General features: G+C 41.4%; 15 protein-coding genes. 8 read left to right on the top strand and 7 right to left on the bottom strand.

All coding sequences use genetic code 11. The features are described 5' to 3' along the window. Positions 1-847: retroviral-like aspartic protease family protein (locus VK664_RS18385; RefSeq protein WP_461400157.1), on the bottom strand; the 847-nt coding region annotated here is incomplete at its 3' end. 160 nt (positions 848-1,007) lie between these two features. Between VK664_RS18385 and mqnC the strand changes: the two genes are divergently transcribed. From mqnC to VK664_RS18405, 4 genes are all read left to right on the top strand, one after another. Further along, a complete protein-coding gene (gene mqnC, locus VK664_RS18390; protein ID WP_461400158.1) occupies positions 1,008-2,129 on the top strand; it encodes a cyclic dehypoxanthinyl futalosine synthase in 1,122 nt (373 codons plus the stop codon). A gap of 36 nt (positions 2,130-2,165) precedes the next feature. Continuing rightward, a complete protein-coding gene (locus VK664_RS18395) occupies positions 2,166-2,927 on the top strand; it encodes a DUF4184 family protein (RefSeq protein ID WP_461400159.1) in 762 nt (253 codons plus the stop codon). 148 nt (positions 2,928-3,075) lie between these two features. Beyond that, the gene (locus VK664_RS18400; RefSeq protein WP_461400160.1) at positions 3,076-7,446 is read left to right on the top strand and encodes a response regulator; all 4,371 of its coding nucleotides are present in this window, start codon (positions 3,076-3,078) and stop codon (positions 7,444-7,446) included. A 146-nt stretch (positions 7,447-7,592) separates the two neighbouring features. Further along, positions 7,593-8,006, top strand: coding sequence for a hypothetical protein (locus VK664_RS18405; protein WP_461400161.1), 414 nt, complete (start codon positions 7,593-7,595; stop codon positions 8,004-8,006). A 28-nt stretch (positions 8,007-8,034) separates the two neighbouring features. Here the strand turns inward: VK664_RS18405 and VK664_RS18410 are convergent, their stop codons facing one another. The 3 genes from VK664_RS18410 to VK664_RS18420 all read right to left on the bottom strand — a co-directional run bounded on the left by VK664_RS18410 (position 8,035) and on the right by VK664_RS18420 (position 10,513). Further along, the gene (locus VK664_RS18410; RefSeq protein ID WP_461400162.1) at positions 8,035-8,184 is read right to left on the bottom strand and encodes a hypothetical protein; all 150 of its coding nucleotides are present in this window, start codon (positions 8,182-8,184) and stop codon (positions 8,035-8,037) included. Between the two features lie 49 nt (positions 8,185-8,233). Next, positions 8,234-8,926 carry a response regulator transcription factor gene (locus VK664_RS18415; protein WP_461400163.1) on the bottom strand — a complete coding sequence of 231 codons (693 nt, stop codon included), beginning with the start codon at positions 8,924-8,926 and terminating at the stop codon, positions 8,234-8,236. A 105-nt stretch (positions 8,927-9,031) separates the two neighbouring features. Next, a complete protein-coding gene (locus VK664_RS18420) occupies positions 9,032-10,513 on the bottom strand; it encodes a sensor histidine kinase (protein ID WP_461400164.1) in 1,482 nt (493 codons plus the stop codon). Positions 10,514-10,637: 124 nt separating this feature from the next. Between VK664_RS18420 and VK664_RS18425 the strand changes: the two genes are divergently transcribed. Next, entirely contained in the window at positions 10,638-11,435 is a 798-nt protein-coding gene (locus tag VK664_RS18425) for a GLPGLI family protein (protein ID WP_461400165.1), read from the top strand. A 486-nt stretch (positions 11,436-11,921) separates the two neighbouring features. On the opposite strand, the gene VK664_RS18430 is transcribed toward VK664_RS18425, so the two are convergent. From VK664_RS18430 to VK664_RS18440, 3 genes are all read right to left on the bottom strand, one after another. Next, a complete protein-coding gene (locus tag VK664_RS18430) occupies positions 11,922-14,762 on the bottom strand; it encodes a TonB-dependent receptor (RefSeq protein ID WP_461400166.1) in 2,841 nt (946 codons plus the stop codon). Between the two features lie 113 nt (positions 14,763-14,875). After that, positions 14,876-15,445 (bottom strand): hypothetical protein, encoded by a 570-nt coding sequence (locus VK664_RS18435; RefSeq protein WP_461400167.1) that lies wholly within the window; start codon positions 15,443-15,445, stop codon positions 14,876-14,878. Positions 15,446-16,099: 654 nt separating this feature from the next. Then, positions 16,100-19,027, bottom strand: coding sequence for an outer membrane beta-barrel family protein (locus VK664_RS18440; RefSeq protein ID WP_461400168.1), 2,928 nt, complete (start codon positions 19,025-19,027; stop codon positions 16,100-16,102). 429 nt (positions 19,028-19,456) lie between these two features. Between VK664_RS18440 and VK664_RS18445 the strand changes: the two genes are divergently transcribed. The 3 genes from VK664_RS18445 to VK664_RS18455 all read left to right on the top strand — a co-directional run bounded on the left by VK664_RS18445 (position 19,457) and on the right by VK664_RS18455 (position 23,016). Then, positions 19,457-20,878: an MATE family efflux transporter gene (locus VK664_RS18445; RefSeq protein ID WP_461400169.1), complete on the top strand. Its 1,422-nt coding sequence runs from the start codon at positions 19,457-19,459 to the stop codon at positions 20,876-20,878. A gap of 83 nt (positions 20,879-20,961) precedes the next feature. Then, positions 20,962-22,002: an AI-2E family transporter gene (locus tag VK664_RS18450; RefSeq protein ID WP_461400170.1), complete on the top strand. Its 1,041-nt coding sequence runs from the start codon at positions 20,962-20,964 to the stop codon at positions 22,000-22,002. Between the two features lie 237 nt (positions 22,003-22,239). Next, positions 22,240-23,016, top strand: a complete 777-nt coding sequence (locus VK664_RS18455) for a murein L,D-transpeptidase catalytic domain family protein (RefSeq protein WP_461400171.1) — start codon at positions 22,240-22,242, stop codon at positions 23,014-23,016. Positions 23,017-23,244: the final 228 nt, after the last annotated feature.

Raw genomic sequence — 23,244 nt, forward strand, 5'->3', positions numbered from 1 at the left:
TGCCTATGAGTCCGCCTAAATAAGGGTATGAAGTAACATTGTATTCATCGTCAAAGATATAGGTTGGAACCTTTTTAAATTTGTAAGGGCCGATCTTCACCTGTTTTATAATACCCTGTCGCATAGGAGCCTTTCCACCCAGGCCCTCCGCCTGGGTAGTGTAAAACTTTCGTTTGGGATTTATAAAAATACTGTCACTGACAAAATCTGAAGATAAAAGCAAGCACATACCGGCGCCTGTGTCGAAATAAAACCTCGGGGTCAATTCTTTTTCATCCTTGATATTTACGCTGAAAACAGGGATGTTGATCAGCGAAGGTTTGATAAGAAACCCACCGCGGGGATATTTCATCCGCCCTTTGCTATACACAAAGATCCGCAGGCTATCATAGTTCACCATCACGATATAACGGGAGAGAAAACTGTACCCGATAATTCCATCCACCTTTTCGCCATAGGCACTGGAAAGAATTTCATAGTCGTTAACATGGAAATTCAGGCTATCAACGGTCAGTCCCGGGAGCGTCATTGACCGGTTATAGGCAAAACGAACCCGCCTGATCCCGGCTATTCCCCTGATGGTGCGATCACTGAGTTCAGTCTCCACTTTTAGCGCGGCCACAGTGGCTGAGTCGAGTGAAATACCTCCACTGCCGGTATCAAGGATAAAGTTGAGGGTATCCGGGTATTTTTCAAGCTGAACCTTTATTGTAATGATACCCCCGGTTAGCAGGTGAAAGGGAAAACTGGTAATAAGTTTTGCTGCGGCTGGCACAAATTCTTCCTGGGCCCGGGCGGTAACGGACATTAATAACAGGCAAAATAGCAATCGGCAAAGCAGACGCATGAGGGCAATTTCGTTTTTCAAGGCTAAGAGCGAATAAGTTAGGATTTATTTTAATGCCGCGCCTGCCACTCTTGTAAAATTTTCATGTTGTATGAATCTAATTGTTTTAAACTTTAACTGCCAGTTAATCGTTTAGTATTTTTGCTCAATTCTTTTCTATATGACTGCAGACAACCTGTATAGCCGTGCCCTTGATTTTGAATTTTTATCTGTTGAGGAGGGTGTGTTTTTGTTCGAAAACGCTCCGCTTACTGAACTAATGTACGTTGCTGACGAGCTCCGGAAAAAGCAGGTTCCCCACGGAATGGTTACCTGGCAAATCGACAGGAATGTAAATACGACGAATGTTTGTCTTGCCAATTGTAAATTCTGCAATTTTTACCGCATTCCTGGTCACGCCGATGCTTATATTACAGATATTGAAACATATAAGAAAAAAATAGAGGAAACTATCCGTTGGGGTGGCGATCAGTTATTATTACAGGGTGGTCATCACCCGGAACTGGGGCTTTCATTTTATGTTGATCTGTTTAGCACCCTGAAATCGCTTTACCCGGGCATTAAGCTACACACCCTCGGGCCACCGGAAATCGCGCATATTACCAAACTTGAAAAATCGACACATCGTGAGGTGCTGATGGCTTTGAAAAAAGCTGGTATGGACAGCTTGCCGGGCGCAGGCGCTGAGATCCTTACTGACCGTGTCCGCAGGCTGATCTCAAAAGGAAAATGCGGGGCCCAGGAATGGCTTGATATTATGCATGAGGCACATAAACTTGGTATAACAAGTTCAGCCACCATGATGTTTGGTCATGTTGAAACCATCACCGAGCGTTTTGAACACCTCTCAAAAATCCGCGAAGTTCAGTCGCGGAAGCCGGCACAAGCCAATGGTTTCCTGGCTTTCATACCCTGGACCTTCCAGGACGTTGATACGTTGCTGGCAAGGATCCGTGGTGTACATAATCTTACAACGCAGGAAGAATATATCAGGATGATCGCAATGAGCCGTATCATGCTGCCAAACGTCAAAAACATCCAGGCTTCATGGCTCACAGTCGGAAAGCAAACCGCCCAGCTTTGCCTGCAGGCAGGAGCAAACGATTTTGGAAGTATCATGCTTGAAGAAAATGTTGTTAGTGCGGCCGGTGCTCCGCATCGTTTTACTTCGAGAAGTATACAGGAAGCTATCCGGGAAGCCGGGTTCGAACCACAGTTACGAAATCAGCAATATGAGTGGAGGGTGTTGCCACAAATGGAAGAACAGGTAATTGATTACTAAGATTTTCTTTAACTTGTTCCATACTAAAAATCTGCAATGCCTTTCACCTTATCCCACCCTGCCCTTGTTCTGCCGCTTAACCTGCTCCCCAAAAAATGGTTTTCAATCACCGGACTGGTGATCGGCAGTATGGCACCGGATCTGCAGGCATTTTTTACCACTGAAGCTGATAAAGCACAAACGCATACCTGGTGGGGTATTTTTTGGTTCTGTATTCCGGTGAGCCTGGTGCTGGGATTTTTATACCATTTAGCGGTCAGGGAAATGCTGATCACACATCTTCCACGTTTTTTACAAATCAAATATATCCGGTACAAGGATTTTGATTGGCTCGACAGTTTTAAGAAAAACTGGCTGGTTATCATCATTTCGATCTCAATCGGGGCCGCTTCTCATCTTTTTTGGGATAGCTTTTCACATTTTGACGGGTTTTTTATCAAAGGCAATTCTTCATTGCAGGGCAATGCCCAAATTGGCGGGAAATCTGTGGAGATCCCATTCCTGATACAATATCTCAATTCCGGTATAGGTTTGCTGATTGTTCTGATCGCGATAATCCAGGTACCGCGTTGTCATAATGTCCGGATCAGGATTGTAATAATGAAGTATTGGCTCGTTATGTCGGTGATAGCCGGTGTCCTGGTTTTATTCCGGCTTGAGTCAATGGAATCGGATAAACTCGATGATTTGTTAACAGCAGCTATCTCAACATTTGCTGTAGCGCTGATGATTACATCTTTGCTGTTCAAACAAGGCATAATCAAAGATGCCTGGAATTCTGCAAAACAAAGACCTTAATGTGCTTGATCCCTATTGTTTTAGCGACTTAATTAAAGAATTTTTTTCAGGGTTAACCCCTAACCAAAAAAAATATATATAGACAGCTATTCAATAGAAACCGTTGTTTTAGAGTTATTTAGTCCGGGTGATCCCCTTTTGAAAAACCATGAATAGTACTTTCCGCAATTCCATCAGAATAGCTGTAGTTTTACTGGCAGGGGTTCTGCTTTTTAACTTTTTCAGCTATTATGCAATGCGGATCAGGTCCGGAGATAGCGAAAAGATGGTCACATTTGTGAACCAGGCCGCCGGTCAACGCGCGCTCAGCCGTTCCATCAGTACCGATGCCCTAATCCTTATAAATATTGACAACGGCCAAATTAATCGGGAGCTTCTACGTCAGCAGCTCGTAGTAAATACAGACAGCTTTGTGCTGAACAAACACCGCCTGAGAAATAGTTTCACACTGTCGGAGGTTGCCCGGAAAAATAGGGATGAAATCCTCGAACTACTCACCAAAACCGACCTGGTATTTGATAAACTCGTGAAGACTACGCGGGAGGTGAACAGTGCGGATTCCATAACATTAAGACTGAATGCAGACAGGTACACTTCCGAAATACTGCAAATTGAAAAAGATATACAACCGATAACAGCCCTAATCACTGAAAAATATTCAGCTATCGTGGATGGGAAAATCAAAGAAGCATCCAATGTAAACACCGGTAAACTGATCTCTTTGGTGATAGCCCTCGGATGCCTTGTAATGCTTGGACTTGAACCCTTGTTCCGAAGCAACCAGAAAAATTTTGATGAATTACAGGTAGCGCGGAATGAACTGTTGCAGGAAAAAAAATACCTCACTTCGATCCTCAATTCCCAAACAAACTATGTAATCCGGATAGATAAGTCGGGTAACTTCACATTTGCAAACCCTGAGTTTCTCAACACGTTCAGATACGATGAAAAAGAGGTGTTGAAAATGACTTATTTCAGTTCCATCTTCCCAAAAGATCTATTACGTTGTCAACAGGTAGCAGATGAATGCTGGAAGTACCCGGGAAAGGTTCATCGGCTCCTGATCAGGAAACCTGTAAATGGAACCAAGGAATATCTCTGGACAGAATGGGAATTCATCTCCCTGCAAAATGAAAACGGTGTGGTTTTCGAGATCCAGGGAATAGGTGTGAATGTAACAGATAAGGTGAGAGCGGAAGAAATGAAAAAGGACGCGATCCGTACCTCATCGTACGCCATGACCTATGCGAGGATGGGTTCATGGAAACTTAATTTCATTTCACAGCAAATGGAGCTGAGTAAAGAATTTCTGAGTCTTCTTGAAGTGAATGGGCATGAATCAAAGAATTTTTCCCTGGAGGTCCTGATCAAAGATTTTATTTATTTCGAGGATCAGAATCTTTTTATCAGTGAAATCTCAAAAGCTTTGCAGAACAAACAGATCAAAGATTATGAAGCGCAGTTTTCGATCAGGGTTTACACGAAAACTAAGAAACTTCGCTATCTCTTCATTAAAGGTAAAGTTGTTGACGACACAAACGGGTTCGGTATTGCGCAGGATATTACTTCCCAAAAAGAAGCGGAACAGGCACTGTTGGACAGCGAACAAAAATTCAGATTACTTGCACAACATTCCGAAGATATAATCACGGAGAATCTCCCGGACGGTACAATTATTTATGCTTCGCCCTCTGTAAAAAAAGTATTGGGATATATGCCTTCTGAAGTAGAAGGCAACGATATTTTGGCCTATGTTCATCCGGATGACAAAACCAAGTTTAAGAACTGGGACCAGGCAGAACAACAATCAGGAATTGAATACCGCACGTTGCGGTACAGGATGCAGAAAAAAGACGATGACTTTATTTGGCTCGAAACGATAATGAAGCCGGTTAAAGAAGGTGGAATTGTAGTAAAGTTTATTTGTTCATCGAGAAATATTTCAGAAAGAAAAAAATCAGAGGCAGAAAGAGAACAGTTGCTTGCTGAGGTGCGGCAATCAGAAGAGCTTCTGCGTACAGTAATCAATTCAACACCGGATTGGATATACATCAAAGATCTCGGCCATCGATACTTATTGGTCAACCAGGCTTATGGGGATTCAATGCATATGGGAACCCAGGATTTTGTGGGTAAAAGTGATCTTGAGATAGGCATCCCCGAAGAACTTGTAACGGGTAATGAATCGAAGGGAATCCGGGGTTTCTGGACAGATGATAAAGAGGTTATAAGCACCGGAAAAACAAAGTTCATTCACGAAGAGCCTCATACTCTTGATGGTAAAGCCCAGGTAATGAGTACGGTTAAAGTACCGCTTCGTGATACTGAGGGATATGTGTGGGGTGTGCTCGGATTTTCGCACAACATTACTGAACTTAAGAAAGTAGAAGAAAGTCTGCGCAGGAAAGATCAGCTACTCCAGGCTATTGCAGAGGCAACCCACCAGCTCATTAGCAATAATAACCTGGAAGATGCTATTGGTGAAGCCATTCAATTGCTTGCAATTAAGATGCAGGTTGACACGGTAAACGTATACAAGAATGAATTCGATCAACAAAGCAACGGCCTTATTTGTAATCAGATTCTTCATTGGGAAAGTGGGGGAGGAGAGTTGATACAACACTCCCCGGAATACCAGAACGTAGCAATTGATATGAATAATATCATCTTTTCTACGCTTGCTAAGGATGAAATCTATTTCAGCAATGTGAAAGACATGGAGCACAAGGAAACAAAGGCAGATTTCGAGCGCAGAGGTTTGATGTCGACTGCCATTCTCCCGATTTTTACCTTGCATCGATTCTGGGGATTTGTGGGATTCGGCGACGCAAAAGAAGAAAGAGACTGGACTATCACTGAATTTTCGATACTACAATCATTTGGATCAACACTGGCTGCAGCGATAGAACGTAAGCAGATGGAACAGGAACTGGTTGGTGCTAAGGATATGGCGGAAACGGCGAGCAAGGCAAAAAGTGAATTTATGGCGACTATGAGCCATGAACTGCGTACTCCAATGAACGGCATTATCGGTTTTACCGACCTGGTGCTGACTTCTGAATTACAGAAGTCACAACGGGATTACCTGGATAATGTTAAGAAATCAGCATATGGTTTGCTAAACGTCATAAACGATATTCTTGACTTCTCAAAAATCGAGGCCGGTAAATTACTGATTGATAACACGGTTTTCAGGATGGATGAGCTGGTAGAGGAAACGATTGATATCCTAATTGTAAAAGCATTTGAGAAAAACCTCGAGATGATTTGCCAGATTGATCCTGAGTTGCCTTCTCAGTTCATGGGTGACCCTGTACGTATCAGGCAAATATTAGTGAATCTTCTTGGCAATGCTATCAAGTTCACGCAGGAAGGCGAAATTTTTGTCTCAGTGACCAAGGCCGGATCAGTTTATCTTAAAGACACCCATTCATATCTTGACCTGGAAATATCAGTCAAGGATACAGGGATAGGAATTTCAAGGGAAAAAATCAAAAAAATATTTGAAAGCTTTACCCAGGCTGATTCTTCTACAACCCGCAGGTATGGTGGCACAGGGCTCGGTCTGACCATTTCAAAAAGCCTTGCAGATCTTATGAAAGGTGATCTGACGGTGAAAAGTGATATAGGTGATGGTAGTATATTTAAACTGCATCTTTCACTCAGAGTGGTTAATGACAAACCACAATTATCAAGGGAACATACACCACCATTAAAAAATATACTTATCGTTGATGATAATCTCACCAACCGTTTAATGATGGCCGACATGTTCCGGTATTTTAATATCAGCTGCGAGGTTACAGCCAGTCCTTCGGAGGCGATCCAGGTGCTTGCCCGTATGAATAGCGAAAACATCAAACCAGATCTTATCATAACTGATAACAATATGCCTGAAATGAATGGCATACAGCTGGCTAAGGAAATCCGCTACGATCACAAATTTCCTAACCCGGTGATCCTGATGTTGTCATCTCTCGAAAAAAATCTTTACCAATATGAGGCGGATAAGGCGGGCGTTCACAAAATGCTGACAAAACCAGTTAAGCTACATGAACTTTATGCCTTACTCTGTTCATTCTTCAGTAATACTAAACAGGCACCACGCATCCAGGCTAAAATCCCTGTTATTGAAAGGATCGCGGATTCAGCCCCTATTATGGTTGTTGAGGACGATGCAATTAATATGATGCTTATTTCGGAAGTACTTGGCAAAATGGGCTTCGAAGTGATCAAAGCGAACAATGGTAAGCAAGCTCTTGGCATGTTGAAGGAACAGGAACCCGTATTGATTTTCATGGATGTTAATATGCCTGAAATGGATGGTTTTGCAACTACAAGGATGATCAGGAAAATGGAAGGGGTCTATGCCACACTGCCGATCATTGCCCTGACAGCAGATGCCATGCTTGGAGATAAAGAAAAATGTATTGAGGCAGGGATGACCGACTATATATCTAAGCCATTCCGGCTGGAAGAAATTGAATCTGTACTGAAAACCCGGATGCTTGTAGTTTAAAAAATAAATACTCCCATACAACCCCGGCGGAACTATAATCATCATTATACAGTATCATTATACAGTATCATCATACAGTATCATCATACAGTAATAAGCAGGCAAGCTTTAACAGCATTTTTTAACTGTTCATTTAAACGGGAAAGATGAAGTCATTGTTTAACCGCAACAAGTCAATTGCATCCACCAGCGATAAATCCGCACAGGATAAATCTACACAATTCAACAGCGATAGCACTTTATCAGCTGGGACCATAGCAGGTAAAACACCTGATACCCAAAAAACAACAACCTTGTTGTTTTGCATATTAATGGATCTCGTCGGATATGCCACCTACAGTATTCCTTTTCTTGGTGAATTCGGCGATCTTCTCTGGGCACCGATATCAGCCATAATTTTTTATAAAACATTTGGAGGCTGGAGGGGAGCTTTTGGCGGCATTTTCAACTTCGTGGAAGAGTTGCTACCCTTTACTGACTTTGTTCCCAGTTTCACGATTATGTGGCTGCTGAGATCTAAGTTTTCGTTTATGCCAGGACTGAAGACTGCGAAAGGTTAAAGGAAGACCGCAAATGTCCATACTCCGGCTATGGTTTAAAAGCATATGGTTTCCCAACATTTAGTTTGCCAACACTTAGTTTGCCAACATTTAGTTTCCCAACATTCAGTTTGCCCACATTTAGGTTCCCAACATTTGGGTTCATTACATTTAGGTTACCGGCATTTAGTTTGCCCACATCTGGTTACAAGCTTACGCGATTGTGGTTACAAACTTACGCGATCGGCTTATGAAACGATGAACCGGTATCCAACTCCTTTGATCGTAAGAATTTCTATTGATTCATCCAGCCTGAGATAACCCCTTAGTTTTGTGATATACACATCAAGGTTTCTTGAATTGAAAAACGAGTCATTCCCCCATAACAAATTGAGGATATCCTTACGATCGATGATCCGTTCGCGGTTTTGATAAAGTAGTTTCAAGAGTTCGCTTTCACGAAAAGAGAGTTTCTTCTCATCATTCCCTGTAACCAATACCTGGCGGTTAAGATGAAATAAATATTTTCCGAGGCGGATTTGTTCCTGCGGTGGCTCTTCTTTGTTTTTATTATTCTGGTGTTTCAGCGCATTGTCTATTCTTACGATCAGCTCCTCCATACTAAACGGTTTCCTGATATAGTCATTTGCGCCGAGCGAGAATCCTTTCACAAGGTCGTTAGTTTGTGTTTTTGCCGTGAGAAAGATAATAGGTACCAACTGGTCAATTGAGCGAATCTCTTCCGCGATGGCAAATCCGTCCTTATTGGGCAGCATAATATCAAGCACACAAACATCCGGCCGCGCCTGTTTGAAAGAGTCAAAAACATTGGCACCATCTGTTTCCATTACCACATCGAAGTTCCTTGTTTCCAGGCTTTCGCGTACAATCTTACCGAGGAACAGTTCGTCTTCTACATAGAGTATCCTGATCTTATTCATCACTTTATTTTATTTGATTTTGCTCACGCATTTTGCCGGTAGCAATTCAATAAACATTCATCTTTTTGTTAAATCGCTAATGGTTGTTTTATAATCCCTCATCATCTATCTCGGCAACGTAACAGTAAAAGTACTGCCGGAACCAGCTTCTGTCTGAACTGCTATACGACCATGATGTCGTTGAACAACATAGGCCACATAACTTAATCCAAGCCCATAGCCTTTAACGTTATGATGATCACCGGTGGGAACGCGAAAAAATTTATCAAACACTTTTTCTTTGTATTCATTTGGTATTCCTGCGCCATTGTCTTCTACAAGGAATTCAAGCTCATCCGTATTTTCTTTTACACCGATCCTGATTATGGGATTTCCCTTGCTGTATTTTAGCGCATTATCAAGCAGGTTATAGATCACGCTAGTAATATGCAGTCGATCCGCGGTCAGCGGAATAGGTGTGTCAGGAAGATCCAGTTTAATAATGGCATGGTACTTTTCAAACTGCAGCCGCATTGAAGCAGCCACTTCTTCTATCAGTTGCTTTAGATCGAAGGTTTCATTCTTCAGTTCTATCTCCTGCTTTTCAAACATAGATAATTTGAGGACCTTGTCTACAAGTAGCGATAAACGTTGCAATTCATTGGCCGAGATCGAAAGATATTCCTGTGTGCGTTTGGGGTCATCAAGTGCATTGAAACTTTTCAGTGCTTCAACGGCAACGCTGACAGTTGCTATGGGTGTTTTTAGTTCATGTGTGATGTTGCTTATAAAATCGTTCTTGAGTTGCGTGAGTTTTCTTTGCCTGATAAGATTCCGGAACAACACGAAAAATGAAATTGTGGTAAGTGCAACGAGTAATAATGAAACAATGATCTGGGGCAAGATCTTTTTAAAGAGATAAGAACCTGTTTGCTGGAGATCCAATTTAAAAATCACAGGGCTGGAAAACCCAATCAGTACCTGGTTGGAAGATTCCAGGTTCTCCTGCGGCACATGTTGGCCGGGCTTGATCGGAATCCTGTTAATAAGGAAAGGAATGTTTATGCCTTCTTTTTGGAGCGCTGCGGTAAGTCTCCTGCTTATATCTGGAATTGCAAGAGAGTCCTGGACCATATCAACCCCCTGTAAAAATTCGTAAAAAAAATCTCCTTTCCGTGTAAGACTAAAAGTGCTTCGCTTGGGAAGAGTTTGAAGATTTATATCGGGGATTGAGTCTGGTTTGCCCTGAATCATAGCGTTCCCGCTATCGCCGGTAATTCCGCTATCCTCCCTGTTCCTGAGTGTCAGCATTATCCGTTTTTGACCGGAAACACCTGTATCGATTGCATGCACCCGATTTTTTACATTACTAAGCACCCGGATAGCTTCAACTTTATTTCCAATTCTTGCGGGCCCTGAAGTATCTACGCTGAACTTTGCTGCCTGAGATTCGAAAATCGATTCCCTGAACAGTACATTGGTCCTGATGTTGAGTGTTTGTTTTTCATCTCCAAAAGTTTTGTATAACCAGTATCCCTGGAAGAATGCAATAGCAAGAATGGCCAGTATCATTAAGCCAATGGATATATTTATTCTTATGCTGGTCATGCTTCACAAAAATATAGTTTTCAATTTCAAGCATGGCCAATCATTAACCTTAATTAACATTAAACAAAGGTGCGTTAACCTGCCTGCATGCTACTCTGGAATAGATTTGAACAAATTATTATTTATGACACGATATTGGATTACTGCCTTAGCCCTCGCTGCGGTTTGCCAGCTTCAGGCTCAACAACAGGAGGGAAGAATACTATATGAAAGAACTACACAGCTGCAATTAAGATTGGCAGGAATGGGAGATGGCATGGAAAGAAATATACCTCAGTCGAGAACGGATAAAATGGAAGTGCTGTTTGGTAAAAATCAGTCGCTAAGAAAACCGGTGATAGAGGAAACTCCCGAACCCAGCAACTTCGAAAGCGGGGGAATTGTGATAAGAACATTCGGAGGAGGTGCTGATGATGTTTCTTATTTTAATTATGATGAAAAAAGGATGGTGGACCAGCGTGAGTTTGCCGGAAAAAAATATATCATCAGTGACAGCATTCGTCCGCTGCAATGGAAGCTGACCGGTTCATCAAAATCAATATTGGGTCTGCCCTGCCAGGAAGCCCGGACGCAAAGAATCTCAACACGAACTCAGACCATGATGATAAATGGTGAAGCTAAAAGAACCGAAGTTGCTGATACTGCGAATATAGTGGCCTGGTTTACGCCGGCGATTGCCGTACCGACCGGACCCGAATACCAGGGACAGTTGCCGGGTGCCATCCTGGAAATTAATGTAAATGATGGGCGAATGGTTTATAAAGCGGTTGAGATTTCACAAAAGACTGATGTTGCATTAATCAAAGAACCGAAATCAGGCAAAAAGGTTACTCCTAAAGAATTTGCCGATGAACAACAAAAAATGATGCAGGAAATGCAGAGAAATAATGGTGGAAGAGTTCAGACTTTCAGAATGAATTAATTCATGGTCTGACCGCGACATTCCCAGGATTGAACTCTCGCTGCTGATGCCAGGATAAGGTTTTCGCTGCTGATTTAACGATAATAGGTTCGTCGCCGATGCCACGATCAGTGGTTTCATCGCAGAAGTTGATCAATTTAGATTCTGTCGCTTTATTAATAGCCCTGCGATATCTCTTTTGTTAGGCTTTTTACAAATGACCGCTATTTCAGTCAAAAGTATGGGGGATTGACTGAAATAGCGGCCATTCTTAAAAAGTCATTTTAAAGGTTCCAAGTCCGGGCCATTAATTTGTGTATCAGGTCCAGGCCATTTTTTTGCCTGAAACCGACCGGCATGAAGAGAATCGATTTACCCTTAATGCGCCTACTCTGAATCGGACTACATTAACCGGCTTATAATGCATCGATTTCTCCCTGGTCGGTTTGCATTAATTAATTGAAATGATGTGATTGGATCGTCGCAACTACTAATGCTATTATAAAGCTATCTTATAATCTTTAGGCCATTTTGAGGGCCTTGCTGGGTGGCTGAATTTTTACTAAGGCTATACGTAAAACTCAACAGAAAATATTGCTGCAGATTATTGACACGTTTGTCTTCTATAAAATTCTGATTCGCAGTTCTGCTAATGCCGACATTCTGATTCATGATATCAAATGCGGTAATCTTTAGCTCGCCCCTGTTGTATTTCAAAAACTGCTTGCTTAAATAAGCATTCCACAATGGAAAACGGGTATTGAAACCATCAGCCTGCTGTGTATTAATAGTATATGTATACCTTGTGTTGAAGAAAAATTTGGCAGGTAATTCCCAATTTATTTCAGTGCTGTATTCCTGGATCACAAAAGTGGCATCTTTTGCGCCTGCTAATGAATACGACGTATTTGAATATCTGACCTCAGCACCCACAGACATATAAAACTTAGAACTAAAATTAAGGTCAAGTCTTACCTCAGGACCAAGATTGAAATTAATGATTTCATTGGCTGCGTTGTTGATAAATTGTTTCCCTTTATTATAAGTTATATCACTACTAATATTCAGGTTTCCTTTAATAACTTTCACCGGCAAACCAATGCTGCCGCGTCCGCTTAAACTCGTAACACCATCGATATTTACAGGAATGGTTGTTTTCACACCAAATTCATCAATCACATCGTTGTTTACAATTTTATTACCTGTTTGATTTAAGGTGAGAAAAACAAAAAGATTTTTATTAGTGAACGGATTTACAGATGACATATTGAGTTGAAGCCCATGAGTGTATTCCTGTTTTAAATTTGGATTACCTGCCTTTATATTTAAAGGATCAGAAATATCCGGCACCGGCTGCAATTGAGTCATAGTCGGTTGTATTGTACTGGTGTTATATGTCAGGGTCATATTTTTAAACCTTGTAAAATTATATTGTATCCTCGCATTCGGTAGCAGATTACGAAAGCGTTGCTGAATCACGGAATCTTTCAGGCCAAGCACTACTTTACCTTCGAGATCAGCTTGTTGGGCACCGATACCCACCGCTATGTTAAAATTGTTTCTTACAGTACGCAGCTTAACACCTCCATTCGTGTATCCATAAGTGTTAGAGAAATCATTTGTAAGAAATTTATTGAGCCTGTCATATTTCCCGCTTCCAGCATTATAATCATAAGTCACTTTTGCTGCATTACTAACGCTGTTGCTTTTACCGATAGTGAGTTCCAGCAAAGTATTTTTCATAACAGGTTCGGTGTAGACACCCCTTAGGTTGTAACTCCAGAGATCGCCTTCATTGGTATTCACCTGGTTGATAGAATCACGACGGATAGCAATACCTGATTTATCAAAGAAGTTGTTGATTGACATCAATGAGGCATCGCCTTCACTTTGATTCAATGTGGTCTGCAGATTTAACGAAAATGTTCTGCCCTTTTGCCTGAACTTCTTCCTGAATAATATTTCATTCCTGAAATTAAATCCTTCTATAAAAGAACGGTTCTTTGTGAGTCCCTGGTTGCTTACCTCATCTTCGGCTGACATGGTCTTGTAGATGCTGTTACCAGTATTGTTGGCTTGCTGGAAACCAAACGAAGGAGAAATTTTGATAGAGTGAAATGAATCCAGTCTGATGTCTGCTCCAAGATTCAGACGATAACTGTCATTTATATTCTGCGTTACTGACTTTTGATTATAGAAATAAGATGAATCAGGTAAAAAATATTCCCTTTCCAGTTCAGTTTCTCTTAAAGGGCTAAAGCGGTTGTAAAAGAAGTTGCTGGTAAAATCTGTTTTTGATCCGATAAGATTGTTATAATTCACCCCTCCGCCCCAGATAGTATTGATGCCCGTACCATTTGCTCCGTTTGGACCTCCCGGGCCGGGTAGTTGGTTATCGCCATTGATTACAATCGAGCCTCCACCACCTCTTTGCATTTTACTTAGCTCACCAGAGAAATTAAGCATATCGAGAAAGGAGAATCCTTCAGCGTTTGTATTATTTGCGACACCGATGGCTGAAAGCTGCCTTGCGCCTTTAAAAGAGTTCAGGTTAAACTTTCCTTCGTATCTCCCATCTGTACCTACTCCTGAATTCACTTTGCCGAAGAGTCCCTTTTTCTTGTCTTTTTTCAGTTTCAGGTTTAACGTTTTTTCACTGTTGCCATCATCGATCCCGGTAAGTTGTGCTGCATCGCTTAGCCTGTCGTAGGCCTGCACTTTGTCAACAGCATCCGCAGGCAGGTTTTTGGTAGCGATCTTTGGATCGGTCCCAAAAAATTCTTTGCCATCTACCAGCACCCGGTTTACTTTTTGGCCCTGTGCAGTAATAGAGCCATCTTTCTCCACCTTCAAACCCGGCATATTTTTCAGCAACTGTTCAACATTCGCATTAGGTGGAGTTTTGAAAGATCCGGCATTGTATTGAATCGTGTCCCCGATAAGTGTAACCGGTGGAGCCTCAGCGGTAACGGTCACTTCAGCAAGTACCTGGGCAAGATCATACATCGTTGCTTTACCAAGGTCCACCTCTTTATGCATATCACTGATAAAGAAAAATAAACTCCTGTTATGGTAATTGATATGCGTAAGCAATAATCTATAATCGCCTTCAGCCAGGCCGTCAAGGAAGAACAATCCTTTATTGTCTGTCATGGTAAAGCTTACCATTGATGAATCTTTCTTCTTAAGCAAAGTAACGGTCGCTCCACCAATTACCTGTTTTGAAATGGAGTCGTATGCAATCCCTTTTATGCTCCCGTTTCTTTGGGCTATGGCTGAAACAGATGCACAAAACAAGATGGAAACAAGAAGAAGCAATTTCAGAACGGGTATAGATGGAAGACTCATATCAGGAGATTTTCGGTGTGGGTTTAAACAACGAAAGTATCTCCCGGCGGGCGCATCATAGGTTAATCACCCTTGCTTTAATGTTAATGAAGGTTAATATTCCCAAAACAAAATCAACGATCTGTAGCTGTAATTCGCTCATCATCCTTATACTCTCGGTCAAAAACGGTGAGTGTAATTTTCCAGGTAGTTACCATATAGTTCATGGAAAGTTCGATCTGGAGTTTCTCCATATCACCCCCGGAAGGTAAAAGCTGAAAACTGACAACATTAAACTTTCTATCTTCAGTGGGTGCCTGGTAAGCTCCATTAAGGATGAATGGCTTTTCACCTTCTATTTTAATAATGGTGTTCCTGATCTGGCTATAGATTTCTTTGAAACGCTTTTTTGCTTCTTCAAATTCCTCTTCTTCCAGGAGTTCCGCTCTCCAGCTATAAATTGCCTTTTTTGTCGAACTGTATTGAGTCAGCACACAGGGAATGCCGGGAATCTGAACTTTTGAGTGAAAGTCTGTTGTCTGGATGTTCTCTGCGAGAAGATCACCTTTTATATTGCTGAACTTGTTTGGATAATCTTCGATGACTTTCTGCAGGGCACTGTTTGTAGTATTATTGAAAACGCCCTGGGAAAAAGAAGCTGCTGGGACCATGAGCACTAGTAGTATCGTTGATACAACTTTCATAAGACGGATTTGAGATAAAACTAATAAATAGTTTTATCAGATAAAAGTGTTGAAAAATATATTAATCCTGCGCAATATATCCGCAATGGCTGCGTTATTTTATCTTTAACCCTAACCTTAAATGCCTGAAATGAAAAACAGTTCTGTTTATTACTCAACCTCCCGGGTAAAGATCTGCCGGGACATGTATCGCCCTTCATCCAACATTTCACGTTTTCTAAAAAGCATCATTTCTGTAATCATAATTGGTCAGTCGCCAATATCACAATCGACTTATAAAAGGAGGCATTAATCGATTATCAAATCTGGCAGCCCCTTCATACTTTATCTGCTAAATAATTTGCCAACCTTCTAATCTGCTTGTCAGGCGATTTAGCAGACTAAATGATTGTACAGGCTAAATAAGTCAATACGCTACATCAGACTAAATCATAAATCAAACTTCTTCAAATACCAGACTACATCAGACTTTAGACTATATCACACACCAGACAACTAAAAGGAAGACCCCTGAAAATTCAGGGGTCTTCCTTTTGAATTGCTATCTAACTAAAAACTAAACTGAACTATTTTATTCCTGAGTTAGCGGTTCATTTTCTACGCCGCCACTACTTTATATTTAAACAATTATAAGTTTACTCTGCCTTGTCTTTATTAACCTCCTCTTCTATCCATTGTACGCTGTATTTGTCTTGGCATACCAGGCATTCCCCGACCTTGTTGATTACCGGCGGCACCAGCCCTGTTCAGGTTATAAGTGAAGCTCAACAGGAAATAGCGCTGTAGCACTACCGTTCTTGTATCGGTAATATTATTATCATTTACCGTTCTTGTAATGCTCTGGTTTTGATTCATGATATCATTTACAGATAACTTTATCTCACCATTTTTCTTTTTGAAGATTTGTTTTGCAATACTCGCATTCCAAAGAGGAATCGCCTGGTTATAACCTTCTCCAAGACCGGTATTCAGGATATAGTCGAAATCTGTTGCAAGCACCAGGCTCTTAAATGCGATATAGCTAACATCAACAGTATATGTTTGGGACCAGTATTTCTGATCAGGACTAAGGCTGTTTTCCTGGGTATAGTCAGTCCTGTTATACGCAACCGTTCCACTGAAACCGAGATTCAGCTTTTGTTTGAAGTCGAAGTTGACTCCAGCCTTTTGTTGTACAACCAACTGGTTTGTGAAATTAGGCTGGAAATTCAGGTAATTCGCGTCGTGATTGTAGTTGATCCTGTTATCGAAATTCAAACTGCTACCCTTCAGTTTGCCGCGTAATGGTAGACCTAAGGTAATGAATGATGATCCTCCGTATGTGCCGTTTGCATTCATCGGCCGGTAGGTTTGGGTTCCGTTTGCTTTGTTAACAATAATATTGTTTACAATCTTATTTTGAGTTGTATTGAAATTCAGGTTAACAGAAAAGAATCTGAAGTTCGCGGCATTGAATGTGTTGTAATTAACGCGGAAACCATGTTGAAATTCTTGTTTCAGGTCCGGATTTCCGGTGTAGAACAATAACGGATTTGTTTCGTCAGGAATGATCACATCCTGTAACTGGTCAATTGATGGTTGATTTGTTCTTCCGTTATAATTAAACCTTAGCGTTTTCGACCTGCTGAAATTATAGGTGAAATTTGCTATCGGGTTGAAGTTGACAAAACTTTGAGAGTAGCTGGAGTCTTTCCCCGTTTGGGCTCTTATACTCCTGTTGTTTCTGTCAGTCATCTGAACAGATCCACCAAGTTGAAAGTTATACTTGGTTTTTTGAAACCGGTAATTCAATCCTGCCCTGTTGATTATGTTATCGTTCTCGAAATAGTTTGTAGTTAGCAGGTTCACTTTGTCATAGTCACCGCTTGATGTATTATAATCGTAGCCTTTGCCATCAGAAGTGCTGTGATTATCTGTGTATGCATAATTCAATTCAATCAATGAGTTGTTTGACAGCGGCTCAGTATATGATGCGCTTATAGTATTGTTGTTGGTTTTTGTCTTTTGATTTGTAATACGGTTCTGTAAGGTGTCGCGCTGAAGTGTACCGTCCGGATTGAAAAACCGCTGGGGCGAGTAGACTCTTGCATCCGCATCACTATTACCCAGGGTATTGTTTAAGCCAACAGTCAGTGTTCGACCGGTTTTGCCAAATTTGTGACGATACAACAGGTTGTTATTGAAATTTGTCCCGTTCCGTTCGTTGGCATTCAGAGAAACACCCGTTAACCTCAGGTATCGTTCTTTGCCGGCAACCAATGCATCGGTATTGCTTGAGTCGTAGCTGGCAGTTTCAGACCTTTGAAAGGTGACACTTGGTGTGTACAAAAGCGAATTGTTGGAATCGATATACCATTCCAACCGCATATTAAACCGGTGATTTTGATTGTAGTTATTTGAAACAGCGTTATTATTCTGGATAGTCGATGAATCATTGTTGAAGAATGATTGCCTTTGCCTGTCCGTTTCGGTCCTGCGGTCTGTTTCAGAAAAGAAATAACTGCCTGTAACATCAACCTTAGCTCCCCACTTGTCTGTATAGTTCAGGCCAATTGACTTTGCTTTTGTGATGCCGGTTGCGCCGCCGCTTCCACCAAATCCTCCAAAACCACCGCCGCGATTTCCACCGCCGCCGTTAAAGCCACCTCCACCTCCACCACCGGTGAATCCTCCGCCACCGCCACCATTGCCCCTGGAGCCAAAACCACCCATGGTGCTTACGATATCACTAAAAGAAAAACTCGACTTATTAAGATTGTTTAGTCCCCCAATGACGGATATGCGCTGATCACCTTTGAATTTATTAAAACTGATAGTTCCGTCATATCTGTCCTCAGTACCTCTCGCTCCCATTACCCGGCCGAAATATCCTTTCTTTTTATCTTTCTTTAGTTTGATATTTATTGTTTTGGCCCGGCTTCCATCATCAATCCTCGTAAATTTCGCCTGGTCGCTCATATCATCGAAAACCTGTACAGACTCGATCATGTCAGCAGTAAGGTTTTTGGTTGCCAGTTTGGGATCGGTTCCAAAAAACTCTTTGCCATCCACATAGACTTTTGTTATGTCTTCTCCCTGGGCTTTTACATTTCCGTCCTTATCTACCTGCATGCCCGGAATCTTTTTTAACAGATCCTCGGCCGTGGAGTTTGGTTTGGTTCTGAAAGCGTCCGCTCTGAATTCGACAGTATCTTTTTTCACCGATATTGGCGGCGCTTCAACCACCACTTCGTCAAGCAGGTCATCTTTTTTAAACAGCTGAACCGTGCCCAGGTCTATTGTTGTGGAATCTTTTGAAATTTTGAAGTAACGGGAAAATGGAGCATAACCCGAATATGATGCAGATAAGCGATATGAACCTGAATCAAGATCACTGATCACAAACTCACCTTTTGAGTTGGTAAGAACAAATGAAACTACTGATGAGTCCTTTGGATTTAGCACGGTAATAGTAGCTTCTGAAAGCACTTCCTTGTAGATCGTATCAGTGAGTTTACCTTTCACAACACCTTTTCCCGATTGTGCAAACAGGTTCGTGAGTGTAAAACAGACTACTACAAGAAGTAAAAATATTTTTTTCATTCGTTCATTATATTTTTTTGGCCCAACCTCAGATTGGGAACACCCGTCAAATTTTCCTGTCCGCGTCCCGCATTACCGCGTTTTGTCAAAAAATTTTATATGGGCGTTTAAAAAGTTTAAGGGAATACGAGTTCGTTATCAAATTTAGACGCCGCTTTGAAGGCTAACTTGTGGTATTCTCCAATTATTTTACGGATAAAAAAAATATCCCTTCAACATAGTAATCCTGGCTCTATATTGATTTTAAACCGCTCATGCAAAATTTCTTTAATTTAATCATGAAATTTTTTTAGGTTTGCATTCTTGAATCTTAGAATTATGAAGTTCGTCATCACCCTCGGATAAAAATCCAGGGCCCTCATATACTCTCTTTTAGTTGAACAGGCTCAGCCTGCACTCATCATTATTTTACTTTCATAACCGAACTTCATGTCATCTCAACAAAGCATAACAAAGGCGAAGCCTTCTATATTATCATATCTCAAAGAAGCACTTACCGGCGAAGAGCAGGATTATACACAGGGTAGCGTTCGCAAAGCTGTGTTCCTGCTGGCAATTCCAATGATTCTTGAAATGTGTATGGAATCAGTATTTGCAGTTGTCGACATCTATTTTGTTGGCAAGATTGGCAAAAACGAAGCCGTTGCTGCTGTAATACTTACCGAATCAGTCCTGGCCATTGTTTATTCGCTCGCCATGGGAGTGAGTATGGCAGCAACGGCAATGGTTGCAAGGCGAACCGGCGAAAAAAATCCGGAAGGAGCCTCAAAGGCTGCCATGCAGTCCATTCTTATTGCGCTTTGCTTCACCATCTTAATCAGCATATTTGGAGTTGTTTTCGCTGGTGATATACTCCGTATCATGGGTGCATCTCCACAAACCGTAGAGGAAGGAACACCTTATGCTAAACTGATGTTTGGTGGAAACATGGTGATCATGTTTTTATTCCTGATCAATGGAATTTTTCGTGGTGCCGGAAACGCGTCTATAGCAATGCGTTCATTATGGATAGCCAATATCTGTAACATCATTCTTTGTCCCATACTTATTATATATGGACTTGGCCCAATTCCGGCTATGGGATTGATTGGCGCTGCAATAGCAACCAATATCGGCAGGGGCATTGGGGTGGTCTACCAGGTTTATCACCTGGTTAAAGGAAAAGGTATCATCAGGATCAAACGTGAACATCTTATGCCGGATTTTACTATCATCCGTGGGCTGTTAAATGTGGCCTGGTCGGGCACGGCTCAATTCCTGATCACCTCGGCAAGCTGGATCATACTGGCAAGAATTATCTCGGAATCCGGGGATGCTGCTGTTGCGGCTTATGGGGTTACAATCAGGCTCATGATGTTTTTCATATTGCCGGCTTATGGAATGAGTAATGCCGCCGCTACGCTTGTTGGCCAGAATCTAGGTGCTGGTCTACCTGATAGAGCGGAAGAATCGGTTTGGAAAACGGCCAGGTACAACACCATTTTTATGTCGGTGGTCACCGTCATATTCATTGCTTTTGCTGGGCCGATAGTTGGCTTTTTTAATAGCGATCGGGAGGTTGTTGAACTGGCCACAGTTGCATTAAGAATAATGAGTGTTGGCTTTGTTATATATGGAATTGGCATGGTGGTAACGAACTCGTTTAATGGTGCCGGTGATACCAAGACGCCAACGATCATCAATATATTTGGTTTCTGGCTGTTCCAGGTTCCATTGGCCTACCTGTTGGCTATCATGCTGGAACTCGGGCCAACCGGTGTTTTTATTGCAATAGTGATTGCAGAAGGTGCCATTACACTAGCCGGGGTTATTGTATTTAGAAAAGGCCGGTGGAAGAAGATAAAAATATAAGGCAAGCAGAAAACTTATAGTTATTGTTAATTGTGAGAAATAGTATATTGTATTTTGTGGTCGCCAGCTAAACCTATTTCCAGATGATGAACACTCAGATTCCTAATAATACGATTCGCCAGCTACTGATACTTTTAATCATCTTAATGCTTGGGGTGGTGCTTTTTCTTCACCTCAGGTTTTTTCTGCCGGCGTTTTTAGGTGCATATACTTTGTTCGTGATCATGCGTAAGTTTATGTTCAGGCTTGTTGGGACTTACAAATGGAATAAGAATCTGGCTGCTGCAACGCTGATGTTGATTTCGTTTTTATTGATCCTCTTTCCCATATTGCTGCTGATCAATTTGATGAGTTCGAGAATCAGTTTTGCAATTGAACATTCAGGCGAAGTACTAAACAGCATCAAGTCACTTATCAACACTTATGAAAAAAGGTTTGGAATTGTTATTCTCTCAAATAGCAATATAGAAAAGATGGGGTCGACGGTTGGCGAAATGCTGCCAGGCATATTAGGCGCAACTTTCAACAGCGTTTTATCCATTCTCGTGATGTATTTTATTCTCTACTTCATGCTTGTAGACGGAAAAAAAATGGAAGCTTCCTTTTTTGAATCTGTACCGTTGAAAGATGAGAACCTTATCATGTTGCGTAAAGATCTGAACCTGCTTGTCTATTCCAATGCCCTTGGCATACCGCTTATAGCCATATTGCAGGGTATCGTGGCGCTTATAGGGTATATCATCATTGGTGTTAAGGAACCAGTATTCTGGTTTGTTATCACTTGCATAGGCGGTATGCTACCTGTTATAGGTGCTGCACTGGGTTATATTCCTCTTGCCTTATTATTTTTCCAGCAGGGGGATAGCGGGAAAGGCATAATCATGCTGTTTTATGGATTCCTGGTCATTGGAATGGTAGATAACCTGTTCAGGCTGATACTGCAAAAGAAATGGGGAGATGTTCACCCAACTATTACCATTTTTGGAGTCCTGGCCGGTATTAGCCTGTTTGGCTTTATCGGTCTTATATTCGGGCCCATATTGATCTCCCTGTTTCTCCTGTTGATCAAGATATATATTAATGAATTCACCACCGCCAAAAATTACGACCCACCTACTAAATGACTTATACTGAATGCCACAAAGCGCCAGCGGCTACACTTCTATTTATATTATTCTATACGCTTTTCTATACGCTTTTTCTATAAGCACATGCATCTAAGCAATAGCACTTATAATAAATTAAGCCTATAGCCATACGCAATAAAATAAAAACGGTGATTAGCTTGCAGCGACCGGAATGCGATAATATTTTGCACCAGTTATCGTTTCATAACCCGAACTGATAACTACGAATATCCTATGAACTTATATTTAAAATCCAGGTCCTTTACCCTGAGCGCTATTTTTTGTTGTTGCTTAAGTACTCCGTTACTTATCTCAGGGGTTCCCGTCGACAAAAATCCTGCTAAGGCTGAAAAGCATATATTATATATACCGGCTGATCTCGTGGTAACCAGGACAAAAACTTCCGTTGTCGCAGAAGAAGCCAGGCTTATGTATGAGGACCTCAAACTAAACCGCACAGGGCTGAGCCGCAAAGTATTTGAATATGCCTGGAAAGGATATAAACACCTGCTTTCCAAAGGACAGGTAAGAAATAGGGAAGTGTTATCGATTTGTGATTTTAGCTTGTCATCACGTCGCAAACGTTTATTCGTAATAGATCTGCAATCAAAAAAATTACTGGTCAATACTTATGTTGCTCATGGCAGAAATTCAGGCGGGGAATACGCAAGTCGTTTTTCAAACAGTCCTGAATCACACCAAAGCAGTCTTGGTTTTTATGTAACCCGCAACACCTATTTCGGTGAACATGGTCTGGCATTAAAAATTGATGGTATGGAGCGTGGCATCAACGACAAAGCAAATGAAAGGAATATTGTTGTACATGGTTCAAATTATGTTGGTGAAAAGTTCATCAGAAACAATCCTTTCAATGGAAGAAGTTTTGGATGCCCTGCAATTCCATCTAACTATACTCCAAAAGTTATAAATAGCATTAAAGATGGGTCGTGTTTGTTTATCTATCACCCCACAAAATACTATCTGTCGAGGTCCAGGATTTTAAACGGCTAAGGAATGGATCCTTAACTTCAGGTAGTTTTGAAGGTGAAAAGCCCAGTTTAGGATCGTACCCTATGATTGGGCTTTTCTAATATAGTGGTTAGTGGTGAGTCTTCGATCGGTTTCATCGATATCACCTTATTAATAACTTTGTGAAAAAGCCACATGCAGTGATACCATTTACCCCAATGGACCTTTTGAGTTCACTGGTGAGTCTGGTACTGTATGGCCCTTTTCATT

It is taken from the genome of Flavitalea sp. (genome assembly GCF_035489435.1).
In the GTDB taxonomy this organism is placed as follows: Bacteria; Bacteroidota; Bacteroidia; order Chitinophagales; family Chitinophagaceae; genus DATHKG01.